This is a genomic window from Streptomyces sp. NPDC060000 (genome assembly GCF_042737375.1).
Lineage (GTDB): Bacteria > Actinomycetota > Actinomycetes > Streptomycetales > Streptomycetaceae > Streptomyces.
Genome location: NZ_JBHWUU010000001.1, coordinates 21,776 through 34,903, shown reverse-complemented (window position 1 = coordinate 34,903; position 13,128 = coordinate 21,776). Strand labels below are relative to the sequence as shown.

Sequence of the window (13,128 nt, the reverse complement as noted above, 5' to 3'; positions counted from 1 at the left end):
ACAGTTCAGCTCTCCGTCGATCCCAGGACCAGCACCTGGATCGCCAGTACGGCGGCACCGCGCGCCCAGTCATGGAAGTCCGACACCTTGGTCTCCAGGGTCACCGGGGCGGCCAGCGGATGGCGGTGGGCCCGGACGGCCGCCTCCACGGTCGCCCCGCCGACGTCCATCAGCCCGACCCCTTCCCCGGCGAGCACCACCTTCTGCGGCATGACGGAGTTGGCGATCTGCGCGATCAGCGTGCCCAGGGCGCGGGCCGCCTCGTCGACGACACGGGCGGGCATGGGTTCCCCGGCGGCCGCGAGGGCGAGGATCTCGTCGTAGCCGTGCTCCCGGCCGGTGGCGGCCTGGACCTGGTAGCGAATGCTGGGGATGGTCAGCAGCGAGACGGCGCTGCCGCGTTCCCCTTCGGGGGTGAGCGGCCCGCTGGGGTCGATGATCCAGTGCCGGCCGAAGCCGCCGTCCTCCTCGACGCAGGGCACCCGCCTGCCGGAGAGGACCAGCCCGTAGCCGAAGCCCGCGCCGATGGTGAGGACGACGAAACGGTCGAGCCCGCGCCCCGCGCCGAACCAGGTCTCGGCCTCCACCAGGGCGGCGACATCGTTCTCCAGGACCACGGGCAGCCCCGTGCGCTCCTCGACCAGCGCGGCCAGCGGGACGTCCCGCCACCCCAGGAAAGGCGACTCCCCCACCGTCGAACGGTCCTCGACGCGCCCGCCCACCCCGATGCCGATGCCGGCGAGACCGGGGTGGGCACGGGAGAGCTCCCCGGTCATCTCACCCAGCAGGCCGGCGACCTCCGCGGGGTCGTGCGTGGTGAGCGGGCGGTCGTGACGGGCGACGATCTCACTGCGGAGCGTGGTGACGACGCCGTACACCTTGTCGGCGGTGATCTTGAAGCCGATGAAGGAGCGGGACTGGGCGACCACGTCGAGCGGCTGCGAGGGACGGCCCTGCCGGGCCTCCACCGCGATGCCCCCGTCGGGCACCTCGACCAGCAGTCCCGACTCGATCAGCGGTTTGGTCAGCCGGGTGAGGCTGCCCGCGGAGAGACCGAGCCGCCGCGCGAGGTCGGTGCGCGAGAGCGGGCCATGGACGAGCACCTCGATCGCGACCGAGCGCTCCCCCGGGCTCAGGGGTAGCCAGCTGGCGGTACCTGTGGTCATGAGGGTCAGACTCCCACACGAATTATTTTTGCCTTGGAAGTATCCAGAGCACTATATGCCCCACACGGCCGGTGAAAAGGATGCTGACCCCAGCTCTTGACGTTGGATTCTTCCGGATCAAAAGTAAGTGGTCGAGAGCGAGCCGCCGCTGACGAGGGAGTCTCCCGATGACCATCGCCTCCAGCAGTCCTCCGTCGCCGCTACAGACGGCCAAGGACGCGGGCCTCACCCCCGAGCAGCTGAACGACCTGTCCTGGAACCCGGAGGACGGCGGCACCTTGGAGAAGGCCGTCGCGCACCTCACCGTAGACAGCGAGGGCAGGCGGGGCGACGAGCCGGGCGCCGACAAGAAGGACTTCGCGACCTTCTGCTATCCGATCACCAACTACGCGGCCGACGTGTACGCGCTGACGCACCCGGCCACGCAGGACATCTTCGGCAACGGCAAGCCCGTGGGCAGCCTCGACCGGACCAACAGCCAGATCAACCTGATTCTCGACCAGTGAAGGGCACGACCCCCATGACGTTCTCCCTCGGCATCGTCGGTGCCGGACAGTTCTCGGGCCAGTTCGCCAAGTTGTTCCTGGCCCACCCCGGCGTGGGTGACGTGTACGTCACCGATCTGCTGCCCGAACGTGCCGAGCGGCTCGCCGCCGAGGTCGGACTGACGGGCACGTTCCCCTCGTACGAGGCGATGCTGGAGTCGGCGGCGGTCGACGCCGTCGCCGTCTTCACCCAGCGCTGGACGCACGGCCCGCTGGTCCTCCAGGGGCTCGAGGCCGGCAAGCACGTGTACTCCGCCGTCCCGATGGCGATCACCACGGAGGAGATCGCGGCGATCGTCGACGCCGTCAAGGCGACCGGTCTGACGTACATGATGGGCGAGACCAGCCAGTACAACCCGGCGACCGTGCATGCCCGCAACCAGATCGCGCAGGGCGCCTTCGGGCGGCTCTTCTACGCCGAGGGCGACTACGTCCACGACATGGACCTGGGCTTCTACGAGGCCTACCGGTACAGCGGCGGCGAGAACTGGAAGGCGACCGCCAGTTATCCCCCGCTGCTGTACCCGACGCACTCGGTGGGCGGGGTCCTGGGCGCCTGGCGGACGCACGCGGTGAGCGTGTCGGCGATCGGTGTCGTCGACGGGCGGGGGGACGGTGTCTTCGACAAGGAGGTCAGTCGGTTCGGCAACGACTTCTCCAACGCCACCGCGCTGTTCGAGGTGGCGGGCGGCGGCTCGTTCCGGACGAACGAGTTCCGGCGGGTGGGCTACCCGTCCCACATCCGCGAGTCCCGTTTCCGCTTCTTCGGTACCGAGGCGAGCATGGAGCAGCTGGCGACGGTGGCGCTCTGGCAGGACAAGCAGGGCGTGAAGGACATCAGTGAGCTGCTCGAGCCCAAGCCCACCCTGTCCCCCGACGATCCGTCGCTCCAGCACATCGCGCCGGAGCTGCGAGCCGCGTTCACCTCGGGCTCGGCACCGGTGCACGACCGTGCGCGGCTGCCGCGGGAGTTCGACGAACTGCACAACGGGCACGAGGGCAGCCACCACTTCCTGGTGGACGACTTCGTGACCGCGGTCGGCAGCCGCACGCTGCCGTCCGTGAACGCGTGGGTCGCGGCCCGCTACACCCTGCCGGGCATCGTCGCGCACGAGTCCGCGCGGCAGGGCGGGACCAGGCTGGAGATCCCGGACTTCGGGGACGCGCCCGAGGCGTGACGCCCGGGAAGGCCGGGCGCCCGCGCCGCCTCAGCGACCCGAGTGGCTCAGGTGCCCGGCTTGCGGCCGTACACGAAGACGTCGTCGCCGTTCTTCAGCAGTGACCAGTACTTCTTGGCGGTCGTCGTGGTCATGTTGACGCAGCCGTGCGAGCCCGGCGGGTTCCACATGCTGAGACCGACCGAGTGGAAGGCCTGGCCGCCGTCGAAGAACTGGCTGTAGGGCATGGGCACGTTGTAGATGCTCGACACGTGGTCGATGTGCCGGTAGTAGATCTTCTTCAGACCGGTGCGGGTCTCGTACCCGTCGCGGCCGGTGCGGACCGGGACGGGTCCGTAGACCAGCCTGCTGCCGTCCTGGATCCAGCTGAGCTGGAGGGTGAGGTTGACGCAGGCGATGCGGCCCTTGTTGGTCGGGCACGTGCCGGCCTTGTTGGGCTTGTTGCCCACCGCCTTCTGCTTGTTCATGAGATCCATCACGCCCCAGGTGACGGGTCCGGCGTAGCCGATGTTCGGGGTGATGCCGTGCTTGTTCTGGAAGGCCTGGACGGCCTTGCAGTCGGTGGTCGACTGCCTGCCGTCGACGGGCCGGCCGAGGAACTTCTCCACCTGCTTCTGGTACGGCCCGGCCTGCGTCGTACAGCTCGCGGCCTGCGCCGGTCCCGCGCCCAACGCCAGTGTCAGCGGCGCGATCAGGCCGGTGAGCCCGAGCACGACGGCCCCTCGTCTGCGTATGTCCCCCATGGCTGCCCTCTCCCTGGCACAAGTGTGGCGATCTCTTCCTCATAGACGTCTGTGCCCGGGCGTCGGTTGTAGGCCCGGCCGACCTGTGACAAAACAGTTAACTTCCTTTCTGTTCTGCCGATTCGCACGATCTGCCCCGTCTGTTCTTCCTGTCCGTCCCGTCCGTGGCGTCCGCGCCGGGGCGTGCGGTCCAGTTCCTCGCGATTGGATCGGGCGCCGGCCGGTACCTCCGTCCTAAGTTCCCCGTATGCATCGCACGCTCGCCGACGATCTCTCCCGGCTTCCCGAGCTCCTCCAGTCCGCCCGCGACTTCGCCGCCCGTGAGGTGACCGGGTTGGCCGAGCGGCCCGTGGTCCGTCTCGACACGGCGCCCGGCCGGGCGGCCCTGCCCGAGGAGGGGGCCGGGTCCGAGGGGGCTCTGGCGCGGTTCGCCGAGCACTGGGCTCCCGGGTTCTCCGGTTCGGCCGGGCCGCGCTACCTCGGCTTCGTCACCGGCGGGGCGACTCCCGCGTCGGTCACCGGGGACTGGCTGACCGCCGCGTACGACCAGAACGTCTCCGGGGCCGGCGGCTCCTCGGCGACGGCGCTGGAGCGGGAGACCGTGGCCTGGTTGCGGGAGTTGTTCGGGCTGGGCGAGGAGCACAGCGGCGCGTTCGTGACCGGCGCGACCGTCTCCACCACCGTCGGTCTCGCCGTCGCCCGTGAGTGGCTGGGCGAGCGGCTGGGGGTGGACGTGTCCCGGGAGGGCGCGGCCGCGCTGGGAGCCGTGGAGGTGCTCTCGGGCAGCCCGCACTCCAGTGTCGCCAAGGCGCTGTCGGTGCTGGGCATCGGCCGGGACCGGCTGCGGCAGGTGCCCGTGCTGCCCGGCAACCGGGAGGCCGTCGACGTCACCGCGCTCGAGGCGGCGCTGGCCGCGCTGGACGGCCGGCCGGCGATCGTCGTGGCCAACGCGGGTACCGTCAACACCGTCGACTTCGACGATCTGCGGGCGATCGCGGCCCTGAAGGAGCGGTACGACTTCTGGCTGCACGTGGACGCGGCGTTCGGCGGTTTCGCCGCCCTCTCCCCCGCGTACGCGCATCTCGTCGACGGGCTGGACGCGGCCGACTCGGTCTGCGTGGACCTGCACAAGTGGCTCAACGTGCCCTATGACGCGGCCGTGCAGTTCACCCGCCGCCGTGACCTCCAGGTGCGGGTCTTCCACAACGCCTCGCCGTACCTCGGACCGCCCACCGGCGAGCCCGACTTCCTCCATCTCACCCCGGAGAACTCCCGGCGGCTGCGCGCACTGCCGGCGTGGTTCTCGCTGGTGGCCTACGGGCGGGCCGGGCACCGCGAGATCGTCGAGCGGAGCGTGGACCTCGCGGTCCGGCTCGGTGAGGGTGTCGCCGCGCTGGACGGGCTGCGGCTGCTGGCCCCGGTGCGGCTGAACGTGGTCTGCTTCACTCTCGCCGAGGACCCGACGCAGGCGCGGGTCGGCGCGCTGGCGGACGCGGTGGCCGCGTCCGGGGAGGCGTTCCTTACGCCGACGGTGTACGGCGGGGTACCGGCGCTGCGGGCCGCGTTCAGCAACTGGCGCACCACACGGGCCGACGGGGAGCGGGTGCTCCAGGCGCTCACTTCGGCACTTTCCGGCTGAGCGGCGCCACCGGACCGCCTCGCCGCTGCGGGAGTTCGCGGCGGGTGCGGACCGGGGTGAGGAGGCCGAGCAGGAAGTTCATCGCCGGGAGCGCCCACAAGTGGAAAGATCCACAGGGCCGTCGAGGGCCGCTACCACGTCAACAGGCACGTCAACATGCAGGTCAACAGGACGGAGACCGTGCGGGTATGACCGCGTTTCTGCAGCAACTCCCCGCCCTTCTCGGTGTCGTCGTCGGCGCCCTCGGCTCGTATGTCGCGGTCGTGCGCAGCGACCGGGCCCGGTTCCGGCGCGAGCGGGCGGCCCGCTGGGAGGAGCGGCGACTGTCGGTGTACACCGAGTATGCGCGGACGTTGAAGGCGTCGGTGAATCTGACCTACCGGGTCGCCGCGCACCTCGGCAACGACCCGCATCCCCATCCGCTGTCCCCGCAGGAGGCCGAGCCGCTGCTGGCCCGGGCCACCGACGGGCGGGACCCGGCCGGGGAGGCGCTGATCATGCTGGGCAGCCGGGACACGGTGGAGCGGGCCCGGGTGTGGGTGGTCGTGGTGATGGACATGGAGCGGTTCCTGCGGGCCGGGACGCACGACCCGCAGGCCTGGCAGGCGCTGCTCGAGCGGCAGCGCGCCGGCCGCGAGGGCTACTACAGGGCCGTGCGCGAGGATCTGCAGCTGCCGCCGGGTCACTCGGCGCGCTGGCCGACGCCCCCCGGGTCCCCGGCGTGAGTGCTCAGCGGTAGCCCGTGGTGTCCGCCGCCTTCCCCGGGTCCTGTACCTCGACCATGTAGCGCCAGGCGTCGGGGCGGCTGCCGTCGAGGTCGGTGAAGCCGTACACCGGGGCGAGTCCCCCGCTGGACAGGGACCGCCCGTTGAACCGGGCCACGTCGGGGTCGGCTGCCAGGGCGGCGACCGCCCTGCCGACGTAGCGGGGCGTCTCCGAGATGGCGAAGTGGGGGACGCGGCCGAGGGCGTCGCGCCAGTTGTCCTCGCGAACGCCGAACTGTTCGAGCATCAGCTCCGAGCGCAGCCAGCCGGGGGTGAGCGCGACGGCGGTGGCGCCGCGCGGCGCGAGTTCGTGGCCCAGCGCGAAGGCCATGCGCAGGACGGAGTTCTTGGCGAGGTCGTAGAAGAGGTTCACGCGATAGGTGTCACGGTTGTACTCGGTGGTGCCGTCGGTCATCTCGACGACCAGTCCGCCGGGCCGGCGCAGCAGCAGCGGCAGCGCGTGGTGGCTGGTGATCGCGTGGGTCTCGACGGCGAGCCGGAGCAGGCGCAGCCCGTTGTCCAGGTCGTGCTCCCAGACGGGGGTGTCCCACTCGAAGAGGTGCTCGGCGCCCCAGATGTCGTTGACGAGGACGTCGAGGCGGTCCTGCTCGTCCGCGACCCGGTCGACCAGGGCCCGGACCTGGCCCGGGTCGAGGTGGTCGGTGGGCACGGCGATGCCGTGGCCGCCCGCCTCGGTGACCAGGTCGGCGGTGTCCTCGATCGTCTCGGGGCGCTCGCACTCGGACCGCCGGGTGCGGGTGGTGCGTCCCGTGACATAGACGGTGGCGCCGGCCGCCCCCAGTTCCACGGCGATGCCGCGTCCCGCACCCCGTGTCGCCCCGGCGACCAGGGCGACCCTGCCTTCCAGCGGACCGGACATGTCCGACCTCCTGCGTGTGTTGCGTCGTTGTCGTCATCGAGGATCGATGGCATCGACGAGCATCGCGCGGAAGCCGGACACCTCCTGTCGTCTTTTGCCCGCCCGGTCACCCGGTCGGGTGCGGGCGGGCGCTCCCGCTCAGTGCCCCCGGGCGATCCACTCGTCCAGGTGGGGCGCCTCCGCGCCGATGGTCGTCCCGTCGCCGTGACCGGTCAGCACCTTCGTCTCGGGTGGCAGGGCGAGCAGCCGGTCCCGGATGGAGGTGATGATCGTCGGGAAGTGGGAGTAGGAGCGGCCGGTGGCGCCCGGGCCGCCCTGGAAGAGGGTGTCGCCGGTGAAGAGCACGCCGAGTCCGGGATCGTGGAGGCAGACCGCGCCGGGCGCGTGCCCGGGGGTGTGCAGGACGGTCAGGTCCGTACCGGCGGTCTCGATGACCTGGCCGTCGGCCAGGTGGGCGTCGGGCTCGCGGTCCGGGTGGGTGAGCCTCCACAGCGGCAGGTCGTCGGGGTGCAGCCAGATCGTGGCGCCGGTCGCGTCGGCGAGGGCCGGCGCGGCGGAGACGTGGTCGTTGTGGGCGTGGGTGCACACGATGGCCGTGAGCCGGCGCTCGCCCACGGCGGCCAGGATGGCATCGGCGTCGTGCGCGGCGTCGATGACGATCACCTCGTGGTCGTCGCCGACGATCCACACGTTGTTGTCGACGTCCCAGGTGCCGCCGTCGAGGCTGAACTGGCCGGAGGTGACCAGGCGTTCGATGCGCGCGGCCATCACAGCACCACCACCGAACGCAGCACGTCCCCGTGGTGCATCCGCTCGAAGGCCTTCTCCACCTCGTCCAGTTGGATGGTCTCGCTCACGAACGCCCCCAGGTCCAGGCGGCCCTGCAGATGCAGGTCGATCAGCATCGGGAAGTCGCGGGACGGCAGACAGTCCCCGTACCAGGACGACTTCAGCGCACCGCCACGCCCGAAGACGTCCAGGAGCGGAAGGTCGAGCTTCATCTCCGGGGTCGGGACACCGACGAGGACGACCGTGCCGGCGAGATCGCGGGCGTAGAACGCCTGCTTGTAGGTCTCCGGGCGGCCGACCGCCTCGATCACGACGTCGGCGCCGAACCCGCCGGTCAGCTCACGGATCGCCTCGACCGCGTCGGTCTCCTTGGAGTTGACCGTGTGCGTGGCGCCCATCTTCCTGGCGGTCCGGAGTTTGCGGTCGTCGATGTCGACGGCGATGATCTTCGCCGCGCCCGCCAGGTTCGCCCCGGCCACCGCCGCGTCGCCGACGCCCCCGCAGCCGATGACGGCGACCGTGTCGCCACGGCCGACGTTGCCCGTGTTGATCGCCGCCCCGATCCCCGCCATCACACCGCAGCCCAGCAGCCCCGCGACCGCGGCCGACACCGACCGGTCGACCTTCGTGCACTGTCCGGCCGCCACCAGCGTCTTCTCCGCGAACGCCCCGATACCCAGCGCCGGAGACAGCTCGGTGCCGTCGGTCAGGGTCATCCGCTGCTTCGCGTTGTGCGTGTCGAAGCAGTACCAGGGCCTGCCCCGCAGACAGGCCCGGCACTGACCGCACACCGCGCGCCAGTTCAGGATCACGAAGTCGCCGGGTGCGACGTCCGTGACGCCCTCGCCGACGGCCTCCACGACACCCGCCGCCTCGTGACCGAGCAGGAAGGGGAACTCGTCGTTGATCCCGCCCTGCTTGTAGTGCAGGTCGGTATGACAGACCCCGCAGGCCTGTACCTGCACCACGGCCTCGCCGGGCCCGGGATCGGGGATCACGATCGTCTCCACCCGTACCGGCTCGTTCTTACCCGGCGCGATCACTCCACGCACTTCCTGCGGCATGGTGCTGCCCCTTTCCTCGGCGGTCGTCCGTCCCGCTGCCGACCCTACGCGTGACTGATCGGTAGGGGCACGGGCGGCAGGGCCGACGGCCGTCCTGAACCCGCCCCACCCGGGCCACACCGCGCGGCGGCCGACGTAGCCTGAGGCCTGCGACCCGACCCTTCCGAGGAGCCCCGTGACCATCGCAGAGACCGCCGGCGGCCGCCCCCCGTGGCGGCTGTTGCTCGACTACGTACGGCCACACGGCCGGTCCCTCCTCGTGGGTGCGGTGCTGTCGCTCGTCACCGGCGCCACCGGGCTGCTGCTGCCCCTGGTGGCGCGGAAGTTGATAGACGACCTCGGCCACGACCGCTCGATATCCGGCGCATTGCTCGCCCTGACCGCCCTGGTCGTCGCCAACTCGGCGGTGGGCGCCCTGGGTTCGTACGTGCTGCGGCGCACCGCCGAGTCGGTGGTGCTCGGCGCGCGGCGGGCGCTGTCCTCGTATCTGCTGAGGCTGCGGATCACCGCCGTCGACCGGAGCGAACCCGGCGATCTCATGGCCCGCGTCACCTCCGACACGACGCTGCTGCGCGAGGTCACCACCGATTCGCTGGTGGGTCTCGGCACCGGCGGGCTCACCCTGGCGGCCACGGTCGTGATGATGGGCCTGGTCGACCCGGTGCTGCTGGGGGTCACCCTGGCCGTGATCCTCTGCGCGGGGACCGTCCTGGGCGTGATCGTGCCGCGGATCAACCGGGCGAGCCGTCGGGCGCAGGACGCGGTGGGCGTGATGGGCGCCTCGCTGGAGCGGGTGCTCGGCGCGCTGCGCACGGTCAAGGCCTCGGGCGCCGAGCAGCGCGAGGAGGCGACGCTGCACGCGGCGGCCGAGGAGTCCTGGCGGCAGAGCGTGCGCGCCGCCAAGTGGTCGGCGGCCGCGGGCAACACGGCCGGCCTGGCGATGCAGACGGCCTTCATCACCGTCCTCGCGGTGGGCGGGGCGCGGGTCGCGACGGGCGCGATCCAGATCGGCACGCTGGTCGCGTTCCTGCTGTACGTCTTCTATCTGATGTCGCCGATCCAGCAGGTCGTCGGCGCGATCACCCAGTACCAGACGGGTTCGGCGGCCCTGAGCCGCATCCAGGAGGCGCTGCGGCTGCCCGCCGAGCCGGCGTCCCGGCCCGAGCCGCTGCCCCCGCCCGCCACCGAACCCGCCTCGCTGGACTTCGCCGACGTCCGGTTCCGGTACGCCGACGACCTGCCGTACGTCCACCACGGGGTGACGTTCACCGTGCCGGCCCGGGGCATGACGGCGTTCGTCGGACCGTCGGGCGCGGGCAAGACCACGGTGTTCTCGCTCATCGAGCGGTTCTACGACCCCGAGTCCGGCACGATCGCCCTCGACGGCCGCGACCTCGCGGACTGGGAGCTGTCCCACCTGCGCTCCTCCATCGGCTACGTCGAGCAGGACGCGCCCGTGCTGTCGGGCTCGCTGCGCGACAACCTGCTGCTGGGGAACCCGTCGGCGGACGACGACGCCGTGCGGGGCGTGCTGAAGACGACCCGCCTGGAGGACCTGGTCGGGCGGCTGCCGCAGGGGCTGGACACGCTGGTCGGGCATCGCGGAACGAAGCTGTCCGGCGGCGAACGGCAGCGGGTGGCGATCGCCCGCGCGCTGCTGCGCCGCCCGAGGCTCCTCCTGCTCGACGAGGCGACCTCCCAGCTGGACGCGGTGAACGAGGCGGCGCTGCGCGACACCGTCGCCGACGTCGCCCGGACCACCACGGTCCTCGTCGTCGCGCACCGGTTGTCGACGGTCACGATGGCCGACCGGATCGTCGTCATGGACGCGGGCCGGGTCCGCGCGGTGGGTACGCACCGCGAACTCGTGGCGGGCGACCCGCTCTACGCGGAGCTGGCGGCCACACAGTTCCTCGCGACGGTCGACTGACGTCTGACCGTTGACGGCGGACGGCGGACGGCTGACGGCGGACGGCTGACGGCCGACGGCCGACGGCGGACGGCGGACGGCTGACCGTTGACGGCCGACGGCGGACGGCGGACGGCTGACCGTTGACGGCTGACGGCTGACGGCTGACGGCTGACGGCTGACCGTTGACGGCCGACGGCGGACGGCGGACGGCTGACGGCTGACGGCTGACGGCCGACGGCTAACCGCTGACCGCAGACTGCCGACGGCTAACCGCAGACCGCCGACGGCTGCCGCTGACGGGGCCGGACGCGGGCGGGGGCCGCCCGGTCGTCCGGACGGCCCCCGCGGGCAGAGACGGGTCGCTCAGCCCTGAATTCCGGGCAGCAGGCCGGTGACGGGCGCGACGAGGTCGGTGACCTGGTGCAGCTCGTGCAGCTGGTCGAGCCGGCTCACCTTGTTGAGCTCGCCCAGCTGCCGCGAGACCGGCGGGAGGGCCGCCCGGTGCTCGGCGGGGATCGGGGCGGCGACGAGCGAGTCCAGCACCGTCATCGGGTTGAGTCGGCCGGTGGTCGGGGCGTCGGCCGCGTTCGCCATGGGCGCCGCGAGGCCCGTGACCCCGGCGGCGAGAGCGGCGAGAGCGGCGATGCGTCGAGTGGAGATCATGCCCTCAGCAACGCCACGGGAGCCCTCGCGGACACGGGTGGGCGGCGGCGCTCACCCGACAGGCGGAGACGACCGCCTGCGCTTGCCGACCCCGGCCTGGCGGAGGAGCCTCGAAGGTGAGGGTCGGGCGGCCCGACCTCCCCTCGGCCGCGGCCCTCGGAGGAGGTCACCATGAGCACCGCGGCAGGCTCCGCCTTCGACACCGAGACCTTGCGCAGAGGCATAGAAGAACAGACCGCGTCGACCTTGCTGTCGCTCTACGCCGATGACGCGGAAATCCACGTCATCGACCACAACACCCAGCCGAGCCGGCCCAAGGTGCTGCACGGCCGGGACGAGATCGGCCGGATGCTCGACGACGTCTACAGCCGGGACATGACCCACAAGCTGGAGGAGTGCATCGTCCAGGGCGACCGCGCCGCCTTCAGCGAGTCCTGCCGGTACACGGACGGCGTGCGCGTCCTCGCCGAGTCGATGATCACGCTACGGGACGGCAAGATCGTCGAGCAGACGATGATCCAGGCATGGGACGAGTAGGAGGGAAGACCGCAGGGGTCCAGGTCACCTCAGGCTGACCTGGGCCTTCTCGGTACGGGCCGGGCTCGGGTGAGCGCGTCCGGCTTGCTCCGCGCTGCCGGCACCGGTGTCCGCGGCAGGCCGGCGAGTTCCTTCGCCTGCTGCGCACAGCCCTGCGAGCGGTACGGTCCCGCCCGCGTCCTGCGGCGCCGCCTGCCGTTCGTAGGCGGTGCGGCCGGCTTCGCTGAGCCGTGTCCGCATCCGCCGCGGGTGAGGCGACCGTGGCCGTCCGGCTAGCGGAGCGGGCGAGGGAGTTCCTGGGCGGAGCGGGTCACCGGGCCCGCCGCGGCAGAGCTGATCTCAGGCCCGGGCCGACGCGCTTCCCGTGTCGGCCGGGGCGCCCTCGGCGGCGATGCGTCCGAGGCGCCGGATGACCGCGCTCAGCCTGGCCAGCGCCACCGCCGTACCGGCGCAGACGGGAACGGCGGGCCAGTACGGGAGGACGTGCCCGAAGAGCGCGTCGACGAGGAGCGCGAGCAGCGCCGCCGTGCCGACGACCGACCCGAGCGCGCAGGGCCCGAAGCGGTCGTCGCGGCCCGCCCGGGCCCGGCCCGCCCGGGCCGCCAGGAGGGCGGCGGCGGACACGGCGAGGGAGATCAGATAGGCCGTCGTCAACGGGGTCAGCACGATCAGCGTCACGTCCAGTGTCCCGAAGTGCCAGCCGCGCCACACGTCCTGGCCGTCGATCTCCACGACCCGGCCGTGCCACAGGCCGACCGTGACCCGCTTGCCCTCCCAGAGGTCGTGCCCGACCTGGTCCTCGACCTTGTCCACCCTCTTCCGCCCTTCGCCCACGGCGAGTCGGACGGTGTAGTCGGTGTGGCTGAAGTACGCGTCGCTGCCGCCGGCCTGTCCGCCGCCCGCGTATCCGGACTCCGTGTGCGAGGTCAGCTCCGTCACGCTCGCGACGGCGGTGTGCAGGGATCCGTGCGACCGGGCGTGCGCCACGGCCGTCTCCTGGTAGGTGCGTCCGGCGAGCAGCAGGATCAGGGCGGCCATGCCGAGGCGGAACACCACGCGCCGGACGCGTCCGCCCCTGCTCCTGACCGACTGGGCCTCGTTGATGTCCGACATGGTCCCCCTGGTCCCGTGCGTCGACCGGTCCGACATGTCGACAGACACGGGAAAACGCCCGGCCGGTTCCCCGCCACCGGGCCTCGGGTGTCTCTGCCCGCGGTGAGGGGGCCCGACCCGCGAGGGTCGGGCCCC

General features: G+C 71.9%; 12 protein-coding genes and 1 pseudogene. 6 read left to right on the top strand and 7 right to left on the bottom strand.

Features of this window, described 5'->3' with window-relative positions:
• Positions 1-5: 5 nt before the first annotated feature.
• Entirely contained in the window at positions 6-1,166 is a 1,161-nt protein-coding gene (locus ACFWBB_RS00155) for an ROK family protein (protein ID WP_385264708.1), read from the bottom strand.
• Positions 1,167-1,375: 209 nt separating this feature from the next.
• Here ACFWBB_RS00155 and ACFWBB_RS00150 point away from each other — a divergent pair.
• Both ACFWBB_RS00150 and ACFWBB_RS00145 read left to right on the top strand, forming a co-directional pair.
• Positions 1,376-1,516: pseudogene (locus tag ACFWBB_RS00150) on the top strand (sugar ABC transporter substrate-binding protein); the annotation flags it as partial.
• A gap of 170 nt (positions 1,517-1,686) precedes the next feature.
• The gene (locus tag ACFWBB_RS00145; RefSeq protein WP_385265543.1) at positions 1,687-2,889 is read left to right on the top strand and encodes a Gfo/Idh/MocA family protein; all 1,203 of its coding nucleotides are present in this window, start codon (positions 1,687-1,689) and stop codon (positions 2,887-2,889) included.
• A gap of 47 nt (positions 2,890-2,936) precedes the next feature.
• Here ACFWBB_RS00145 and ACFWBB_RS00140 read toward each other — a convergent pair whose 3' ends face one another.
• Positions 2,937-3,632: a L,D-transpeptidase family protein gene (locus ACFWBB_RS00140; RefSeq protein WP_385264706.1), complete on the bottom strand. Its 696-nt coding sequence runs from the start codon at positions 3,630-3,632 to the stop codon at positions 2,937-2,939.
• Positions 3,633-3,879: 247 nt separating this feature from the next.
• Here ACFWBB_RS00140 and ACFWBB_RS00135 point away from each other — a divergent pair, with 247 nt between their 5' ends.
• Both ACFWBB_RS00135 and ACFWBB_RS00130 read left to right on the top strand, forming a co-directional pair.
• Complete coding sequence (locus ACFWBB_RS00135) at positions 3,880-5,271, top strand: pyridoxal phosphate-dependent decarboxylase family protein (RefSeq protein ID WP_385264703.1); 1,392 nt, start codon at positions 3,880-3,882, stop codon at positions 5,269-5,271.
• A 188-nt stretch (positions 5,272-5,459) separates the two neighbouring features.
• Complete coding sequence (locus ACFWBB_RS00130) at positions 5,460-5,996, top strand: hypothetical protein (RefSeq protein ID WP_385264700.1); 537 nt, start codon at positions 5,460-5,462, stop codon at positions 5,994-5,996.
• Between the two features lie 4 nt (positions 5,997-6,000).
• Here ACFWBB_RS00130 and ACFWBB_RS00125 read toward each other — a convergent pair whose 3' ends face one another.
• From ACFWBB_RS00125 to ACFWBB_RS00115, 3 genes are all read right to left on the bottom strand, one after another.
• Positions 6,001-6,915 (bottom strand): SDR family oxidoreductase, encoded by a 915-nt coding sequence (locus tag ACFWBB_RS00125; RefSeq protein ID WP_385264698.1) that lies wholly within the window; start codon positions 6,913-6,915, stop codon positions 6,001-6,003.
• A 138-nt stretch (positions 6,916-7,053) separates the two neighbouring features.
• Positions 7,054-7,683, bottom strand: coding sequence for an MBL fold metallo-hydrolase (locus tag ACFWBB_RS00120; protein WP_385264696.1), 630 nt, complete (start codon positions 7,681-7,683; stop codon positions 7,054-7,056).
• Positions 7,683-8,768: an S-(hydroxymethyl)mycothiol dehydrogenase gene (locus ACFWBB_RS00115; protein ID WP_385264693.1), complete on the bottom strand. Its 1,086-nt coding sequence runs from the start codon at positions 8,766-8,768 to the stop codon at positions 7,683-7,685. Before ACFWBB_RS00115 ends, ACFWBB_RS00120 begins: the two co-directional genes overlap by 1 nt.
• Before the next feature lie 175 nt (positions 8,769-8,943).
• Between ACFWBB_RS00115 and ACFWBB_RS00110 the strand changes: the two genes are divergently transcribed.
• Positions 8,944-10,698, top strand: a complete 1,755-nt coding sequence (locus tag ACFWBB_RS00110; RefSeq protein ID WP_385264690.1) for an ABC transporter ATP-binding protein — start codon at positions 8,944-8,946, stop codon at positions 10,696-10,698.
• A 345-nt stretch (positions 10,699-11,043) separates the two neighbouring features.
• Here ACFWBB_RS00110 and ACFWBB_RS00105 read toward each other — a convergent pair whose 3' ends face one another.
• Entirely contained in the window at positions 11,044-11,343 is a 300-nt protein-coding gene (locus ACFWBB_RS00105; RefSeq protein WP_385264687.1) for a hypothetical protein, read from the bottom strand.
• A gap of 171 nt (positions 11,344-11,514) precedes the next feature.
• On the opposite strand from ACFWBB_RS00105, the gene ACFWBB_RS00100 reads away from it, so the two are divergent.
• Complete coding sequence (locus ACFWBB_RS00100; RefSeq protein ID WP_385264685.1) at positions 11,515-11,880, top strand: nuclear transport factor 2 family protein; 366 nt, start codon at positions 11,515-11,517, stop codon at positions 11,878-11,880.
• 339 nt (positions 11,881-12,219) lie between these two features.
• Here the strand turns inward: ACFWBB_RS00100 and ACFWBB_RS00095 are convergent, their stop codons facing one another.
• Positions 12,220-12,993, bottom strand: coding sequence for a hypothetical protein (locus tag ACFWBB_RS00095; protein ID WP_385264682.1), 774 nt, complete (start codon positions 12,991-12,993; stop codon positions 12,220-12,222).
• Positions 12,994-13,128: the final 135 nt, after the last annotated feature.

What these genes read in the sequence shown, in the direction of transcription:
- ACFWBB_RS00145 (WP_385265543.1), top strand. Translation starts at nt 1,687, where the DNA reads ATGACGTTCTCCCTCGGCATCGTCGGTGCCGGACAGTTCTCGGGCCAG.
- ACFWBB_RS00100 (WP_385264685.1), top strand. Translation starts at nt 11,515, where the DNA reads ATGAGCACCGCGGCAGGCTCCGCCTTCGACACCGAGACCTTGCGCAGA.
- ACFWBB_RS00115 (WP_385264693.1), bottom strand. Translation starts at nt 8,768, where the DNA reads ATGCCGCAGGAAGTGCGTGGAGTGATCGCGCCGGGTAAGAACGAGCCG.
- ACFWBB_RS00140 (WP_385264706.1), bottom strand. Translation starts at nt 3,632, where the DNA reads ATGGGGGACATACGCAGACGAGGGGCCGTCGTGCTCGGGCTCACCGGC.
- ACFWBB_RS00105 (WP_385264687.1), bottom strand. Translation starts at nt 11,343, where the DNA reads ATGATCTCCACTCGACGCATCGCCGCTCTCGCCGCTCTCGCCGCCGGG.
- ACFWBB_RS00095 (WP_385264682.1), bottom strand. Translation starts at nt 12,993, where the DNA reads ATGTCGGACATCAACGAGGCCCAGTCGGTCAGGAGCAGGGGCGGACGC.
- ACFWBB_RS00135 (WP_385264703.1), top strand. Translation starts at nt 3,880, where the DNA reads ATGCATCGCACGCTCGCCGACGATCTCTCCCGGCTTCCCGAGCTCCTC.
- ACFWBB_RS00125 (WP_385264698.1), bottom strand. Translation starts at nt 6,915, where the DNA reads ATGTCCGGTCCGCTGGAAGGCAGGGTCGCCCTGGTCGCCGGGGCGACA.
- ACFWBB_RS00130 (WP_385264700.1), top strand. Translation starts at nt 5,460, where the DNA reads ATGACCGCGTTTCTGCAGCAACTCCCCGCCCTTCTCGGTGTCGTCGTC.
- ACFWBB_RS00120 (WP_385264696.1), bottom strand. Translation starts at nt 7,683, where the DNA reads ATGGCCGCGCGCATCGAACGCCTGGTCACCTCCGGCCAGTTCAGCCTC.
- ACFWBB_RS00155 (WP_385264708.1), bottom strand. Translation starts at nt 1,166, where the DNA reads ATGACCACAGGTACCGCCAGCTGGCTACCCCTGAGCCCGGGGGAGCGC.